A 15,390-nucleotide genomic window follows, 5' to 3' on the forward strand; every position below is an offset into this window, starting at 1 on the left:
TGGGTGGCCCACGGATTCTCTGCGCAGCCAGCATCACGCAGAGTTCGTCTGCCACCCCACCTGTCTTTCGATGACCCCATAGGAACCCGCCATGACCACCACGGCCCCACCCCGTCCGCCGCTGCCCCCGTTCACCCGCGAGACCGCGGCCCAGAAGGTGCGCCTGGCCGAGGACGCCTGGAACACGCGTGATCCTCAGCGCGTGGCGCTGGCGTACACGGTGGACACGGTCTGGCGCAACCGCGCCGAGTTTCCGGTGGGCCGCGCGCAGGTGCAGGCCTTCCTTGAGCGGAAGTGGGCACGCGAACTGGACTACCGCCTCATCAAGGAGGCGTGGGCCCACGATGGCCACCGCATCGCGGTGCGTTTTGCCTACGAGTGGCGCGATGACGCCGGCAACTGGTTCCGCTCATACGGCAACGAGAACTGGGAGTTCGACGACCTCGGCTACATGCACCGGCGCTTCGCCAGCATCAACGACAAGCCGATCACCGAGCAGGAGCGCAAGTTCCATTGGCCCCAGGGCCGCCGGCCCGACGACCATCCGGGCTTGAGCGAGCTGGGCCTGTGAAGGAAGGGAAAGCGACCATGAACGCAAACCATGTCATCGAGACCGACGTCGCCATCATCGGTGCAGGCACGGCCGGCATGTCGGCGTACCGAGCGGCGCTGGAACACACGCCGCGGGTGCTGGTGATCGAGCGCGGTGTCTACGGCACCACCTGTGCGCGTGTCGGCTGCATGCCCAGCAAGCTGCTGATCGCGGCGGCCGAAGCGGCGCATGCGGTGGCCGGTGCGGCACGCTTCGGCGTGGTGGCCGGGCCGGTGGCCATCGACGGCCGCGCCGTGATGGCGCGTGTGCGCAGTGAACGGGACCGTTTTGTCGGCTTCGTCGTTGACGCCGTGCAGCGCTGGCCTGCCGAGCACCGGCTGATGGGCCGTGCCCGCTTCGTCGATGACCACACCCTGCTGGTGGGTGCCACGCAAGTGCGCGCGCAGCGCATCGTCATCGCCACCGGTTCGCGGCCCGATGTGCCGGAGACCTGGCGCGCGGCACTGGGGGATCGGTTGATCGTCAACGACGATGTCTTCGAGTGGACCGACCTGCCGCGCTCGGTGGCGGTGGTGGGAGCCGGTGTCATCGGCCTGGAACTGGCGCAGGCGCTGCACCGGCTGGGTGTCCGGGTGCGCCTGTACGGCCGCACGGACCGCGTCGGCCCGCTCACCGACCCGGCGCTGCAGGCGCTGACGCGCCAGGTGTTCGCCGCCGAACTGCCGCTGAGCACCGGCCTCGCGCAGATCGAACCGCGCCGTGACGGTGACAGCGTCGTCGTGCGGGCCACCGGCCACGACGGCAGCGTGCACGAGGAACGCTTCGACTGGCTGCTGGCCGCCACCGGGCGCCGGCCCAACATCGACCAGCTCGGCCTGGAACACACCACGCTGCCGCTGGACGCGGACGGCATTCCGTTGCACGACCGCCGCAGTGCCCAGGTGGCGGACCATCCGGTGTTCATCGCAGGGGACGTGAACGAGGACCGCCCGCTGCTGCACGAAGCAGCCGACGAAGGGCGCATCGCGGGCGACAACGCCGGTCGCTTCCCCGACGTGCGCATGCGGCCGCGCCGTGCGCCGCTGGCGGTGGTGTTCAGCGAGCCACAGATCGCGCTGGCCGGCGCCAGCCACGCCGAGCTGAGCGCCAGCGGCATCGCCTTCGAGACCGGCCGCGTGTCCTTCGAGGACCAGGGCCGCAGCCGCGTGATGGGCCGCAACCAGGGCGCCTTGCACGTCTACGGTGAGGTGGGCACCGGCCGCTTCCTGGGCGCCGAGATGCTGGGCCCGGCGGCCGAGCACATCGGCCACCTGCTGGCCTGGTCGGTGCAACGCGGCGACACCGTGCAGCAGATGCTCGACAGTCCGTTCTACCACCCGGTGGTCGAGGAGGGCCTGCGGACCGCGCTGCGCCAGCTGCAGCGCGCCCTGCACATGGGGCCGGTGCCGGTGGAGCGCTGTCTGGACTGCGGCCCCGGCACATGACAGCACCGGAAGGGAAGGCCCACCCATGATCGACGTCCAGGGTTCCTGCGGCCGAACCCGAACGGCCGCATCCTGGTCATCGACACACCAAAACAAAAACCGCCCGAAGGCGGTTTTCAAACTCGAAGGCAGCGCACTTCAACGCGGCAGCGTCGTCGCCCCCATCAGGAACTGGTCCACCTCACGCGCCGCCTGCCGGCCTTCGCGGATCGCCCACACGACCAGCGACTGGCCACGGCGCATGTCACCGGCCGCGAACACCTTGTCCACATTGGTCTTGTAGCCACCGTCGGCGTCGGTCGTCGCCTTGGCGTTGCCGCGGGCGTCCTTGGCCACGCCGAAGCCGTCCAGCACCGTGGCCACCGGGTTCACGAAGCCCATCGCCAGCAGCACGAGGTCGGCCTTGTATTCCTTCTCGGTGCCGGGGATCTCGACCAGCTTGCCGTCCTTGAACTCGACGTGCACGGTCTTCAGGCCGGTGACCTTGCCGTCCTTGCCCGTGAACTCCTTGGTCGAGACAGCAAACTCGCGGGTGCAGCCTTCCTCGTGGCTCGACGAGGTGCGCAGCTTCATCGGCCAGTAGGGCCAGGTCAGCGGGCGGTTTTCCTCGACCGGCGGCTGCGGCATCACCTCGAACTGCGTGACGCTGGCGGCGCCGTGGCGGTTGCTGGTGCCCACGCAGTCGCTGCCGGTGTCGCCGCCACCGATGACGATGACGTGCTTGCCGTCGGCGCGGATCGGGTCCTTCACCTTGCCGCCATGGTTGACCTTGTTCTGCTGCGGCAGGAGTTCCATCGCGAAATGGATGCCCGACAGCTCGCGGCCCGGCACCGGCAGGTCGCGCGACTGCTCGGAGCCACCGGTCAGCAGCACGGCGTCGAAGTCGGCCTTCAACTGCGCGGGGCTGATGGTTTCCTTGGCCCAGCTGGTGACCTTGGAGCCCTTGGGCAGCTCGCCGACCATCACGTTGTTGCGGAAGACCACGCCCTCGGCCTCCATCTGCTTCACGCGGCGGTCGATGTGGGTCTTCTCCATCTTGAAGTCGGGGATGCCGTAGCGCAGCAGGCCGCCCGGACGGTCGTTCTTCTCGAACAGCGTCACGTCGTGGCCGGCGCGGGCCAGCTGCTGCGCCGCGGCCATGCCGGCCGGGCCGGAGCCGACGACCGCGACCTTCTTGCCCGTCTTCGCCTTCGGCGGCTGCGGCACGACCCAGCCCTCTTCCCAGGCGCGGTCGATGATCGCGTGCTCGATGGACTTGATGCCCACGGCGTCGTCGTTCACGTTCAGCGTGCAGGCCGCCTCGCACGGGGCGGGGCAGATGCGGCCGGTGAACTCGGGGAAGTTGTTGGTCGAGTGCAGGACCGTGATCGCGTTCTTCCAGTCGCCGTGGAAGACCAGATCATTGAAGTCCGGGATGATGTTGTTGACCGGGCAGCCGTTGTTGCAGAACGGCGTGCCGCAGTCCATGCAGCGTGCGGCCTGGACCTTGGACTCGTCGGCCTTCAGACCGATGACGAATTCCTTGTAGTTCTTCAGGCGCTTCTCGACCGGTTCGTAGCCCTCTTCGAGGCGCTCGAACTCCATGAAACCAGTGACCTTACCCATGGTGCGTTGACTCTCGCAAATGTTCGGTTCGTCGGATGGCGGGGCGCTTACTTGGCCGGGACCGCTTGCGCGGTCTTGCCATCACCCTTGACGTCGCCCTTGGCCCTGGCGATGGTCTCGTCGGCAGCCTTGGAAGCGTTGATCTCGCCCAGTGCGCGCTTGTACTCGTTCGGGAACACCTTGACGAACCGGCCGCGGGCTTCGCTCCAGTTGTCGAGGATGTCGCGCGCACGCAGCGAGCCGGTCCAGCGGTGGTGGTCGTCGATCAGCTTCTTGAGCAGGGCCTCGTCGGTCTGGCCCTTGTGCCAGATCGCCAGGTCCATGCTCTTTTCCTGCTCGGCCGCCGGCAGCACCTTGTCGAGGGCGACCTGCGCGGTGTTGCAGCGCGAGGCGAAGGTGCCGTCCGCGTCATACACATAGGCCACGCCGCCCGACATGCCGGCCGCGAAGTTGCGCCCCGTCTGACCCAGCACGACGGCGGTACCGCCGGTCATGTATTCGCAGCCGTGGTCGCCCGTGCCTTCGACGACGGTCGTCGCACCCGACAGACGCACCGCGAAACGCTCGCCCGCCACGCCGCGGAAGAAGGCCTCGCCGCTGGTGGCGCCGAACAGCGCCGTGTTGCCGATGATGATGTTCTTCGACGCATCGCCGCGGAACTCGATCGACGGACGCACCACGATGCGGCCGCCCGACATCCCCTTGCCGGTGTAGTCGTTGGCTTCACCGATCAAATAGAACGTGATGCCGCTGGCCAGGAAGGCGCCAAAGCTCTGGCCGCCCGTGCCTTCCATCTGCACGAAGATCGTCTCGTCGGGCAGACCGTCCGGGTGGTGCTTGATCAGCTCGCCCGACAGCATCGCGCCGACGGAGCGGTTGACGTTGCGCACGTCTTCCATGAACTGCGTCTTCTCGCCCTTCTCGATCGCGGCCTTGGCCTTGGCGATGAGCTTGTGGTCGAGGGCCTTTTCCAGACCGTGGTCCTGCGTCGCGACATGCAGGCGCGGCACATCAGCGGGCACGGCGGGCTGGAAGAACACCTTGGTGAAGTCCAGGCCCTTGGCCTTCCAGTGGCTGATCGCCTTCTTCGTGTCGAGCAGGTCCGAGCGACCGATCAGGTCGTCGAACTTGCGGATGCCGAGCTGCGCCATCAGCTGACGCGCTTCCTCGGCAATGAAGAAGAAGAAGTTGACGACATGCTCGGGCTTGCCGGTGAACTTCTTGCGCAGCACCGGGTCCTGCGTCGCCACCCCGACCGGGCAGGTGTTCAGGTGGCACTTGCGCATCATGATGCAGCCCTCGACCACCAGCGGCGCGGTCGCGAAACCGAACTCGTCGGCGCCCAGCAGCGCGCCGATGACGACGTCGCGGCCGGTCTTCATCTGGCCGTCGGCCTGCACGCGGACACGGCCGCGCAGGCGGTTCAGCACCAGCGTCTGCTGCGTCTCGGCCAGGCCCAGCTCCCACGGCGTGCCGCAGTGCTTGATGGACGACCAGGGCGAGGCCCCCGTGCCGCCGTCATGGCCGGCGATCACGATGTGGTCGGCCTTGCACTTGGTCACGCCCGCGGCGATGGTGCCGACACCGACTTCCGACACCAGCTTCACGCTGATGGAGGACGCCGGATTGACGTTCTTCAGGTCGTGGATGAGCTGCGCCAGGTCCTCGATCGAGTAAATGTCGTGGTGCGGCGGCGGCGAGATCAGGCCCACGCCGGGGACCGAATGCCGCAGCTTGCCGATGTACTCGGACACCTTGCCGCCCGGGAGCTGACCACCCTCGCCCGGCTTGGCGCCCTGCGCCATCTTGATCTGGATCTGGTCGGCCGACACGAGGTACTCGGTCGTGACGCCGAAACGGCCCGAGGCGACCTGCTTGATCTTCGAGCGCAGGCTGTCGCCGGCCTTCATCGCGTAGTCGGACTCGATGACCTTGGCGCCGATCACGTCCGACACCTTGGTGCCGTCGACGATCTGGATGCCCTTCAGCTCGTTGCGGTAACGGGCCGGGTCTTCGCCGCCTTCGCCGGTGTTCGACTTGCCGCCGATGCGGTTCATCGCCAGGGCCAGCGTCGAGTGGGCTTCAGTGGAGATCGAGCCCAGCGACATGGCGCCCGTGGCAAAGCGCTTGACGATCTCGGCGGCCGGTTCGACCTCCTCGACCGGGATCGCCTTGGCCGGATCACACTTGAACTCGAACAGGCCGCGCAGCGTGAGGTGGCGCTTGTTCTGGTCGTTGATGATCTGGGCGTATTCCTTGTAGGTGTCGAACTTGCCCGAGCGCGTGCTGTGCTGCAGCTTGGCGATGGCGTCCGGCGTCCACATGTGCTCTTCGCCACGGGCGCGCCAGGCGTATTCGCCGCCAGCGTCCAGCATCGTCGCCAGCACCGGGTCGTCCCCGAAGGCGGCGAGGTGGTTGCGGATCGCTTCCTCGGCGACCTGGAACACGCCGATGCCCTCGACCTGCGTCGGGGTGCCCCGGAAGTACTGCTTGACCAGCTCCTTGTTCAGGCCGATGGCCTCGAACAGCTGCGCGCCGCAGTAGGACATGTAGGTCGACACGCCCATCTTCGACATGATCTTCGACAGACCCTTGCCGATGGCCTTGACGTAGTTGTAGATCGCCTTGTCGGCCGACAGGTTGCCCGGCAGCGTCTTGTGCAGATCGACCAGCGTTTCCATCGCCAGGTAGGGGTGCACGGCTTCGGCGCCGTAGCCCGCCAGCACGGCGAAGTGGTGGACTTCGCGGGCCGAGGCGGTCTCGACCACCAGACCGGCGGTCGTGCGCAGGCCTTCGCGCACCAGGTGGTGGTGGATCGCGGACAGGGCCAGCAGCGCCGGGATCGCGACGTGCGTGGCGTTCATCGCACGGTCGGTGATGACCAGGATGTTCGAGCCACCCTTGATCGCGTCCACGGCTTCCGCGCACAGCGAGGCCAGCTTGGCTTCGACACCCTCATGGCCCCAGACCAGCGGGTAGGTGATGTCCAGCTCGTAGGACTTGAACTTGCCACCGGTGTGGCGCTCGATGCCGCGCAGGCGCGCCATGTCGGCGAAGTCGAGGATCGGCTGGGCCACTTCCAGGCGCATCGGCGGGTTGACCGCGTTGATGTCGAGCAGGTTGGGCTTCGGGCCGATGAACGAGTTCAGCGACATCACGATCGCTTCGCGGATCGGGTCGATCGGCGGGTTCGTGACCTGGGCGAACAGCTGCTTGAAGTAGTTGTAGAGCGGCTTGTTCTTGTCGCTCAGCACGGCCAGCGGGCTGTCGTTGCCCATCGAGCCGATGCCTTCTTCGCCGTTGGCGGCCATCGGGGCCATCAGGAACTTGATGTCTTCCTGGGTGTAGCCGAAGGCTTGCTGACGGTCCAGCAGCGACTCGGTGGCGGCGGCGACCGGCGCGGCATCAGCCGGGATCGAGTCGAGCTTGATGCGCACGTTCTCGATCCACTGGCGATAGGGCTTGGCCGACGCGAACTGGTTCTTCAGCTCTTCGTCGTCGACGATGCGGCCCTGCTCGAAGTCGATCAGGAACATCTTGCCCGGCTGCAGGCGCCACTTCTTGATGACCTTGTTCTCGGGGATCATCGGCAGCACGCCGGCTTCCGAGGCCATCACGACCAGGTCGTCGTCGGTGACGATGTAGCGGGCGGGGCGCAGGCCGTTGCGGTCCAGCGTGGCGCCGATCTGCTTGCCGTCGGTGAAGACCATCGCGGCCGGGCCGTCCCACGGCTCGATCATCGCGGCGTGGTACTCGTAGAACGCGCGGCGGCGCTCGTCCATCGTCGCGTGCTGTTCCCAGGCTTCCGGGATCATCATCATCGCGGCGTGGGCGAGCGAGTAGCCCGACATCGTCAGCAGTTCGAGCGTGTTGTCGAAGGTGGCCGTGTCGGACTGGCCGAAGAAGCTGATCGGGTAGAGCTTCTGCAGGTCATCGCCCAGCACCGGCGACTTCATGACGCCCTGGCGCGCACGCATCCAGTTGAAGTTGCCCTTGACGGTGTTGATCTCGCCGTTGTGCGCGACCATCCGGTACGGGTGCGCGAGCGGCCACTCGGGGAAGGTGTTGGTCGAGAAGCGCTGGTGGACCAGCGCCAGCGCCGAGGTGCAGCGAACGTCCTGCAGGTCCAGGTAGTAGGTGCCGACCTGATCCGCCAGCAGCAGGCCCTTGTAGATGATGGTGCGGCACGACATGCTGGGCACGTAGTACTCGCGGCTGTGCGTGAGCTTGAGCTTCATGATCGCCGCCGAGGCGGTCTTGCGGATCACGTACAGCTTGCGCTCCAGCGCGTCCGGCACGATCACGTCGGCGCCACGGCCGATGAAGACCTGGCGGATGACCGGCTCGGTCTTGCGCACGGTGGGCGACATGGGCATGTCCTTGTCCACCGGCACATCGCGCCAGCCCAGCAGCACCTGCCCTTCGGCCTTGATCGCGCGCTCGACTTCCTGCTCGCAGGCCAGCCGCGAGGCGTGCTCCTTCGGCAGGAAGATCATGCCGACACCGTACTCGCCCGGCGGGGGCAGCTTGATGCCCTGTGCGGCCATCTCGGCGCGGAAGAACTCGTCGGGGATCTGGATCAGGATGCCCGCGCCGTCGCCCATCAGCGCATCGGCGCCGACCGCACCACGGTGGTCGAGATTCTCGAGGATCTTCAGACCCTGCTCGACGATGGAGTGCGCCTTCTGGCCCTTGATGTGCGCGACGAAGCCGACGCCGCATGCGTCATGCTCGTTGGCCGGGTCGTACAACCCGCCGGCGGCGAGGGCTTGGATCTCTTGGGGGGACGGATGTCCCGAGGCAGCCTGGTTCATGGCGCACTCCTGCGTATGGCGATGGAAAACCGTGCAAATTTACTGCACTGCAGCGAACCCCTCAAGCAAAACTAAAAGGGGTCAGACTCATTTAAAATCAGATCAGCAAATTCACGACAATCAAATGGGGACAGATTGATTGCCGTCTGCACCGATGTGGTCAGGTTTCGGCCACCATGCGCTGTCGTGGTGCGCGGGCCGGACGGCCGCGCGGGCGTGGGGCCATGGGCCGCTCGGTGGTGGCGCCCAAGCCTGCAAGAAACGCACCAGACCCCAGCGCCCAGCCCTTGAGCGCGCTGTCGGTGTGGGCCTGGACCTCGTCGCCGGACAGCGGATCGTCGAGCAGACGCCGCCATGCCAGTTCGCGCTCGAACGGCGTGTTGCCGGTCGCCCAGTACAGCGCGTGGTCGGTCAGCAGGCTGTCGCGGCGCCGTCCGAGGTGGTGCGAGGCACTCGACCACGGATAGTCGGTCGCGGCCGTGGGCGGGATCAGGCGCTGCGGGTTCTGCTCGATGTAGCGCATGCAGGCCAGCACGTGCGGGCCGCTCTCCAGCACCGTGGCACGGAAGCGGCCATCCCAGAGCGTGCCGACCCGGCCGTGCCGGCGGTTGAAGGCCGAGACATAGCGCCGCCCGATCGCCTGCAGCATCTTGCTGAGCGCTTCCGCCGTCGGCGGCGTGACGAGCAGGTGGACGTGGTCGTCCATCAGCACATAGGCGTGGACCGCCACGTGCTGCAGCGCCGCAGCCTCGCGCAGGGCGGTGAGGTAGGCGAGGCGGTCCGTGTCGTCGAGGAAGACCGACTGGCGGTTGTGTCCACGCTGGATCACGTGGTGGGTCAGACCGGCAATGGCAAGGCGGGGCAGTCGGGCCATGGGCGAAAGTGCGGAAGCAGAGTGCAGGGCAAGGTCCGGATCGACCCGGATTGTGCGCACCGGACAGGCGGGCTGTCGATGGTTCAGAATCCACATTCTCCTTCGACTTGTTCGTTTTGGTACCACCCGGAGTCCCCCCATGAAAGCTGCCAGCGTTCTCGCCACGATCGGCAACACGCCGCACATCCGCATCAACCGCCTGTTCGGCCCGGGCGCCGAGGTCTGGATCAAGTCCGAGCGCGGCAACCCCGGCGGCTCGATCAAGGACCGCATCGCGCTGGCCATGGTCGAGGATGCCGAGGTCAGCGGTGCGCTGCAGCCCGGCGGCACCATCGTCGAGCCGACCTCCGGCAACACGGGTGTCGGGCTGGCGATGGTCGCGGCCGTCAAGGGCTACGCGCTGGTGCTGGTGATGCCCGAGAGCATGAGCATCGAGCGCCGCCGCCTGATGCTGGCCTATGGTGCGAAGTTCGTGCTGACGCCCCGCGAGAAGGGCATGAAAGGCGCGATCGCCAAGGCGGAAGAGCTGGTCGCGGCCACCCCCGGCGCGTGGATGCCGCAGCAGTTCGAGAACCCGGCCAATGTCGCGGTCCATGTGCGCACCACCGCCGAGGAAATCTTCGCCGACTTCCCCGAAGGCCTGGACGCGCTGATCACCGGCGTGGGCACCGGCGGCCACCTGACCGGCTGCGCACAGGTGCTGAAGAGCCGCTGGCCGAACCTGAAGGTGTTCGCCGTCGAGCCGGCCGCGTCCCCCGTCATCAGCGGCGGCGCGCCGGCCCCGCACCCGATCCAGGGCATCGGCGCCGGTTTCATCCCGAAGAACCTGCACACCGACTTGCTCGACGGCGTGATCCAGGTCGACGCCGAAGCCGCACGCGAGATGGCGCGCCGCAGCGCCCGCGAGGAAGGCCTGCTGGTCGGCATCTCCAGCGGGGCGACGCTCGCCGCCATCGCGCAGAAGCTGCCGGAACTGCCGGCAGGCGCCCGCGTGCTGGGCTTCAACTACGACACCGGCGAGCGTTACCTGTCGATCGAAGGCTTCCTGCCGACCGAAGGCTGAGCGGCCTCAGCCGGGACCGTGGTCGAACAGCCGCTGCCCCGTGAGCCGCTCGTGCTCGCGGATGGCGTAGCGGTCGGTCATGCCGGCGATGTAGTCGGCCACCGCCCGGTGCGGCAGCGGCGACGCGGCGAAATCGGCCGGCATGTCCTGCGGCCGGTCGATGTAGATGGCGAACAGCTCGCGCACGATGCGCTGCGCCCGCTCGGTGGTGTCCATCACCTGCGGGTGGCGGTAGAGCTGCTGCAGCAGGAAGCGCTTGAGCGCGCTGCTCGCCGCGCGCATCTCGGGACTGAAAGCCACCAGCGGCGGCAACTGGCGCACCGCATCGGCGCTGTCGGGCTGGTGGCGTGCCAAGGCAGCCCGCGTCGTGTCGATCACGTCGTAGACCTGCGCCGACAACATGCGCCGCAGCGTCTCGGACAGCAGCCGGCGTGGCTTCATCCGCACCAGCTCCGGGTATTCGGCCAGCGCCTCATCACGGAACCGCGCCACCAGCGGCAGCGCACACACCTGCTCGAAGTCGATCAGCCCGGAGCGCACGCCATCGTCCACGTCGTGCGCGTTGTAGGCGATCTCGTCGGCGAGGTTGGCGAGCTGCGCCTCCAGCGAGGGCTGCGTGCCATCCAGGAAGCGCCGCCCTACCCCGCCCGGCTCGTGCGCGTCGATCCAGCGCGCCACCCGTTTGGCGCAATGCTTGAGCACCCCTTCGCGGGTCTCGAAGGTCAGGTTCAGCCCGTCGAAGGCGGGGTAGCGCTCTTCCAGCACGTCGATCACGCGCAGGCTCTGCAGGTTGTGCTCGAAGCCGCCGTGCTGGCGCATGCAGGCATGCAGCGCGTCCTGCCCGGCGTGGCCGAAAGGGGTGTGGCCGAGGTCGTGGGCCAGCGCGATCGCCTCGACCAGGTCCTCGTGCAGCCGCAGCGAGCGGGCGATGGAGCGACCGAGCTGCGCGACCTCCAGCGTGTGCGTCAGCCGGGTGCGGAACAGGTCGCCTTCGTGGTTGAGGAAGACCTGCGTCTTGTAGACGAGGCGGCGGAACGCGGTGCTGTGGACGATGCGGTCGCGGTCGCGCTGGTAGTCGTTGCGGGTCGGCGCCGGGGCTTCGGCGTGTCGGCGACCGCGGCCCTGCGCCGGGTCACTGGCGAAGGGCGCGAGGTCGAGGCGCATCCGGTGCCGTGCGCGGTCAGGCCGGCTGGCAGTGGGCGGCGAGCACGTCGCGCACCAAGGCTTCTGGCGCGCCCTGCATCCGGGCGCTGCCGAGCCGGTCGATGACGACGAAGCGGATCTCGCCGCCCTCGGTCTTCTTGTCGACCTGCATCAGCGCCAGGTAGCGGTCCGCGCCGAGCGCCGGGCCGACCACCGGCAGGCCGGCGCGTTCGCACACCACCTTCACGCGGGCCACGAACTCGGCGGGCATCAGGCCGAGCCGCATCGACAGGTCCGCCGCCATCACCATGCCGCAGCCGACCGCCTCGCCGTGCAGCCACTCGCCGTAGCCCAGCCCGGACTCGATCGCGTGGCCGAAGGTGTGGCCGAAGTTCAGGATGGCGCGCAGGCCGCTCTCGCGCTCGTCGCTGCCGACAACCGCCGCCTTGATCTCGCACGAGCGCTTCACGGCATGGGCCAGCGCGGCCTTATCGCGGGCCATCAGCGCGGGCAGGTTCGCCTCGATCCAGTCGAGAAACTCGGCGTCGGCGATCGGACCGTACTTGATGACCTCGGCCAGCCCGGCGGACAGCTCGCGCGGCGGCAGCGTGTCGAGCGTGTCGAGGTCGCAGATGACGCGCACCGGCTGGTAGAACGCGCCGATCATGTTCTTGCCGAGCGGGTGGTTGATGGCAGTCTTGCCGCCCACCGACGAATCGACCTGCGACAGCAGCGTGGTGGGCACTTGCACGAAGGGCACGCCGCGCATGTAGCACGATGCGGCGAAGCCGGTCATGTCGCCGATGACGCCGCCGCCGAGCGCGAACAGCACCGTCTTGCGGTCACAGGCGGCACCGAGCAGGCCGTCGTAGACCAGGTTGAGCGTCGCCGAATCCTTGAACGCCTCGCCATCGGGCAGCTCGATGGTCAGGACGCGCGGGTAATGCTTGTCCAGCGCGGCGCGCAGGCGGGCGGCGTAGAGCGGGCCGACGGTGGTGTTGGTGACGATGACGGCGGTGGAGGCCTTGGGCAGGCCGGTCCAGCTCTCGTCGGCGTCGAGCAGGCCGGATCCGATGCGGATGTCGTAGCTGCGGTCGCCGAGGGACACCGGCACGGTCTGGGTCACAGCGGAAGTCGTGGTCGTCATCATCGTGGAGGGGTTCGTTGGGTCGCCGCGGGCGAGACCGGCGCCGTGGCAGAGATCTTGGGCGGACGGAACGCGGACACCACGCCGGCCAGTTCGAGCTGCATCAGGATCATGTTGACCAGCGTCGGCACGGACGGGCGGCCAGTCTCGATGGTGAACTGCGCGGTCTCGCGGTAGAGCGGGTCGCGGGTCTGGTACAGCTCGCGCAGCTTGCGCAGCGGGTCGGCCACCTGCAGCAGCGGGCGCTGGGTGTCGTGGCGCAGGCGGCGGAACAGCTCTTCGGGGGAAGCGCGCAGGTAGACGACGGTCGTGTGGTCGCGCAGCACCTGCCGGTTGGCCTCGCGCAGCACGGCGCCGCCGCCGGTGGCCAGCACGAGCCCGCCGCGGTGCGCCAGCTCGGCCAGCACCGCCTGCTCGATGTCGCGGAATGCCGCCTCGCCCTCGCGCTCGAAGAAAGCGCGGATCGACATGCCGATGCGGCGCTCGATCTCGACGTCTGCGTCGACGAACGGCAGGCCGAGCGCACTCGCGAGGTGCCGGCCGGCCGTGGACTTGCCGGCGCCGGGCATGGCGACGAGGCTGATGGTGGGTGTCGCGGGTCGCTGGGCACCGGCCCCGTCGTCCGGGGAAATCGAAAGGGAAAGGGCCACGCTCTTGGGGAGAAGTCTGTGATCAATCGCCCGCGCCGGAAGGCCGGCGCGGGACGGTCGATCAGTCTACCCTGCGGGTGCCGAGGGGCGCTTACTCCAGGCGCCCGATGTCGAACTTGTACGACTGCCCGTTGGGCATCTTCACCGTCAGGTCGATGGGGCCGCTGGCTTCGAGCGGCTTGGTGCAGTCGTCCAGGTCGGCCGTGACCGTGTGCGTGGTGGGGCCGGTCCAAATGCCAGTGACGGGCGAGGCATCGACGGCCACGGTACCGCCCTTGGCCTTGGTCGCCAGCGTCAGCGTGGCGTTGGCGGGAACCGGGTTGCCACCAAGTGCGTCGGCGTCCGTGTTGGCGTCGCGCATGCAGAACTGGGTAGACAGCCGACAGGCTCCTGTTGTCGTCAGAGACAGCACCTGAGACGGGAATGGTGTCGTGCTGCAGGTGACGCCATCCGCGTTGAGTGAGAACAAACGTGGCTTGCGAGAGCTGTCCGACAGCGTGAAGACGCGCTTGAACCAGACATGGGTGAGCGCATCCCACTTTCCATTGAGTTCGTCGCCGGTCAGGTACTCACCTTGTGGCGCCATCTGTCGATCCTCATCCTTGTCCAGGTACACAGGGCCAAGGTCAGCAAACTTTTCACCCGCTGTGTAGAGGTTGTCGCCGTTGGCATCATTGAACGACTCCTCACCCTTGGCAAAGGCCACGACCGTCACGCGGCCATCGGCAGGCCGGGACTCGCTGGTGACGAATTTGACATTGCACACCGCCGAGGCCGTGGTGCAGCTCGCAGGGATCACGCTGGCCCCCTCGGCAACGAAGCTGACAACCGTCCCATCGGGTACCGGATTGCCGAAGCGATCGTTGAGCTGGACACGGATGTCGCTCTCGGTGCCGTCGCGCCGCCAGCCATCCGGGTTGTAGGCAGACGCGGAGAAGCTGATGGCGTTGCCCGTGGGCAGCCCCGCACTCACGGCCAGCACGTTCGAATAGGTGCTAAGCGTGGTGCCATCGTCCAGCGTCACCGAGGCGCGCACCCGGATCGGCGAGGGGATGGACTTGGCCGACACTGACACACTGACGACGCCAGTGGCCAGCGTCTTGTTAGAGACAGCGGAGAGGGTCGCGATGTTGGCGTTGTCCAGATGGAAGTACACATCGCGGTTCGCGATCGGCTTGCCGGACTGATCCTTGAGGCTGAACTGGATTTCCGAAGTACCTGCACAACCGCTGCCTGCCAGGCAGATCTTGGCTGGATTGGCGGTGACGAATTCCAGTGCCTGGATGACGGGAGCGGTCACAGCCAGATCGACCTGCTGACGCTCACTGGTGCCCGTGATGGAAACACTGATGCGGTCCGTACCAGCGCATGCATTGTCTTGGTAGGTGGTCGAGGCCGTGGGACCAGTAACAGTGATTGAAGCAGGCGAAAGAAGGGCCTTGCCGGCACTGGCGCAAGTGGATGAGAAGTTGACCGTGACCGGCGAGGAAGAAGAGGCACCCTTGACGTTCACCGTGACGACGGACGAACCATAGGCACTGACAGCGGTCGGGCTGGCAGACACACTGGCCAACGCGACATCCACGGCAGAGACACTGAAAACAGTCTTGGTCTCCAGCGTCACACCGTTGGAGACATCTGCAGCCGCCGATACATAGGCAGCTCCCAATGCGCCTGCCACAGGCTGCAGCGTGGCTGAGGCATTGCCGAATTTATCGGTCACTGCGCTGAGCGACACCGTCGCGATATTGCTCTCCGAGACGGAGAACTTGACGAGCTTGTTCTCCAGTGGATTCCCACTGGCATCCCGGACCTGCGCCGTCACCGTGCCAGGTGTGGAAGCACTGATCGTCACGCTCGACAGCGACAACACCACGGAGCCAGTCGCACTGGTCGACACCGCTCCGGTGTTCGAGGTCGTGGTCGTGGTCGTAGAGGCTCCCGTCGTGCAGCTTCCGGAGAAGCTGACACACCCCGCGTCACTCCCTCCCCCACCACACGCGCTCAGCACCGCCGCCAGTGCCAGTCCCCCGACACGCCAGATCATCTTGTTCATC

Annotated in this window: 10 protein-coding genes; 3 read left to right on the forward strand and 7 right to left on the reverse strand. The window is 67.3% G+C overall.

Annotation, left to right across the window (positions count from 1 at the left end):
* Positions 1–91: 91 nt before the first annotated feature.
* Together BDD16_RS03535 and BDD16_RS03540 are read left to right on the forward strand one after the other, a co-directional pair.
* The gene (locus tag BDD16_RS03535; protein WP_179632671.1) at positions 92–571 is read left to right on the forward strand and encodes a nuclear transport factor 2 family protein; all 480 of its coding nucleotides are present in this window, start codon (positions 92–94) and stop codon (positions 569–571) included.
* Positions 572–588: 17 nt separating this feature from the next.
* Positions 589–2,037: a dihydrolipoyl dehydrogenase gene (locus tag BDD16_RS03540; RefSeq protein ID WP_179632672.1), complete on the forward strand. Its 1,449-nt coding sequence runs from the start codon at positions 589–591 to the stop codon at positions 2,035–2,037.
* A gap of 138 nt (positions 2,038–2,175) precedes the next feature.
* On the opposite strand, the gene BDD16_RS03545 is transcribed toward BDD16_RS03540, so the two are convergent.
* The 3 genes from BDD16_RS03545 to BDD16_RS03555 all read right to left on the reverse strand — a co-directional run bounded on the left by BDD16_RS03545 (position 2,176) and on the right by BDD16_RS03555 (position 9,330).
* Positions 2,176–3,642 (reverse strand): glutamate synthase subunit beta, encoded by a 1,467-nt coding sequence (locus tag BDD16_RS03545; protein ID WP_179632673.1) that lies wholly within the window; start codon positions 3,640–3,642, stop codon positions 2,176–2,178.
* 47 nt (positions 3,643–3,689) lie between these two features.
* Positions 3,690–8,456, reverse strand: a complete 4,767-nt coding sequence (locus BDD16_RS03550) for a glutamate synthase-related protein (RefSeq protein WP_179632674.1) — start codon at positions 8,454–8,456, stop codon at positions 3,690–3,692.
* A gap of 160 nt (positions 8,457–8,616) precedes the next feature.
* Complete coding sequence (locus tag BDD16_RS03555; protein ID WP_179632675.1) at positions 8,617–9,330, reverse strand: transposase; 714 nt, start codon at positions 9,328–9,330, stop codon at positions 8,617–8,619.
* A 139-nt stretch (positions 9,331–9,469) separates the two neighbouring features.
* On the opposite strand from BDD16_RS03555, the gene cysK reads away from it, so the two are divergent.
* Positions 9,470–10,393, forward strand: coding sequence for a cysteine synthase A (gene cysK / locus BDD16_RS03560; RefSeq protein WP_179632676.1), 924 nt, complete (start codon positions 9,470–9,472; stop codon positions 10,391–10,393).
* 6 nt (positions 10,394–10,399) lie between these two features.
* Here the strand turns inward: cysK and BDD16_RS03565 are convergent, their stop codons facing one another.
* The 4 genes from BDD16_RS03565 to BDD16_RS03580 all read right to left on the reverse strand — a co-directional run bounded on the left by BDD16_RS03565 (position 10,400) and on the right by BDD16_RS03580 (position 15,389).
* Positions 10,400–11,557 carry a deoxyguanosinetriphosphate triphosphohydrolase gene (locus tag BDD16_RS03565; RefSeq protein WP_179632677.1) on the reverse strand — a complete coding sequence of 386 codons (1,158 nt, stop codon included), beginning with the start codon at positions 11,555–11,557 and terminating at the stop codon, positions 10,400–10,402.
* A gap of 16 nt (positions 11,558–11,573) precedes the next feature.
* Positions 11,574–12,686, reverse strand: coding sequence for a 3-dehydroquinate synthase (gene aroB, locus BDD16_RS03570; protein WP_375139061.1), 1,113 nt, complete (start codon positions 12,684–12,686; stop codon positions 11,574–11,576).
* Positions 12,683–13,267, reverse strand: coding sequence for a shikimate kinase (locus BDD16_RS03575; RefSeq protein ID WP_375139093.1), 585 nt, complete (start codon positions 13,265–13,267; stop codon positions 12,683–12,685). The genes aroB and BDD16_RS03575 overlap by 4 nt, the downstream gene beginning before the upstream one ends.
* A gap of 157 nt (positions 13,268–13,424) precedes the next feature.
* The gene (locus BDD16_RS03580) at positions 13,425–15,389 is read right to left on the reverse strand and encodes an Ig-like domain-containing protein (RefSeq protein ID WP_179632679.1); all 1,965 of its coding nucleotides are present in this window, start codon (positions 15,387–15,389) and stop codon (positions 13,425–13,427) included.
* Between the last annotated feature and the right edge of the window lies 1 nt (position 15,390).

Origin of the sequence: Sphaerotilus montanus (genome assembly GCF_013410775.1) — a bacterium.
Taxonomy (GTDB): Bacteria; Pseudomonadota; Gammaproteobacteria; order Burkholderiales; family Burkholderiaceae_C; genus Sphaerotilus; species Sphaerotilus montanus.

Excerpts from the sequence above, each read along its gene's own strand:
- aroB (WP_375139061.1), bottom strand. The coding sequence starts at position 12,686 with ATGATGACGACCACGACTTCCGCTGTGACCCAGACCGTGCCGGTGTCC.
- cysK (WP_179632676.1), top strand. The coding sequence starts at position 9,470 with ATGAAAGCTGCCAGCGTTCTCGCCACGATCGGCAACACGCCGCACATC.
- BDD16_RS03540 (WP_179632672.1), top strand. The coding sequence starts at position 589 with ATGAACGCAAACCATGTCATCGAGACCGACGTCGCCATCATCGGTGCA.
- BDD16_RS03580 (WP_179632679.1), bottom strand. The coding sequence starts at position 15,389 with ATGAACAAGATGATCTGGCGTGTCGGGGGACTGGCACTGGCGGCGGTG.
- BDD16_RS03550 (WP_179632674.1), bottom strand. The coding sequence starts at position 8,456 with ATGAACCAGGCTGCCTCGGGACATCCGTCCCCCCAAGAGATCCAAGCC.
- BDD16_RS03565 (WP_179632677.1), bottom strand. The coding sequence starts at position 11,557 with ATGCGCCTCGACCTCGCGCCCTTCGCCAGTGACCCGGCGCAGGGCCGC.
- BDD16_RS03535 (WP_179632671.1), top strand. The coding sequence starts at position 92 with ATGACCACCACGGCCCCACCCCGTCCGCCGCTGCCCCCGTTCACCCGC.
- BDD16_RS03545 (WP_179632673.1), bottom strand. The coding sequence starts at position 3,642 with ATGGGTAAGGTCACTGGTTTCATGGAGTTCGAGCGCCTCGAAGAGGGC.
- BDD16_RS03555 (WP_179632675.1), bottom strand. The coding sequence starts at position 9,330 with ATGGCCCGACTGCCCCGCCTTGCCATTGCCGGTCTGACCCACCACGTG.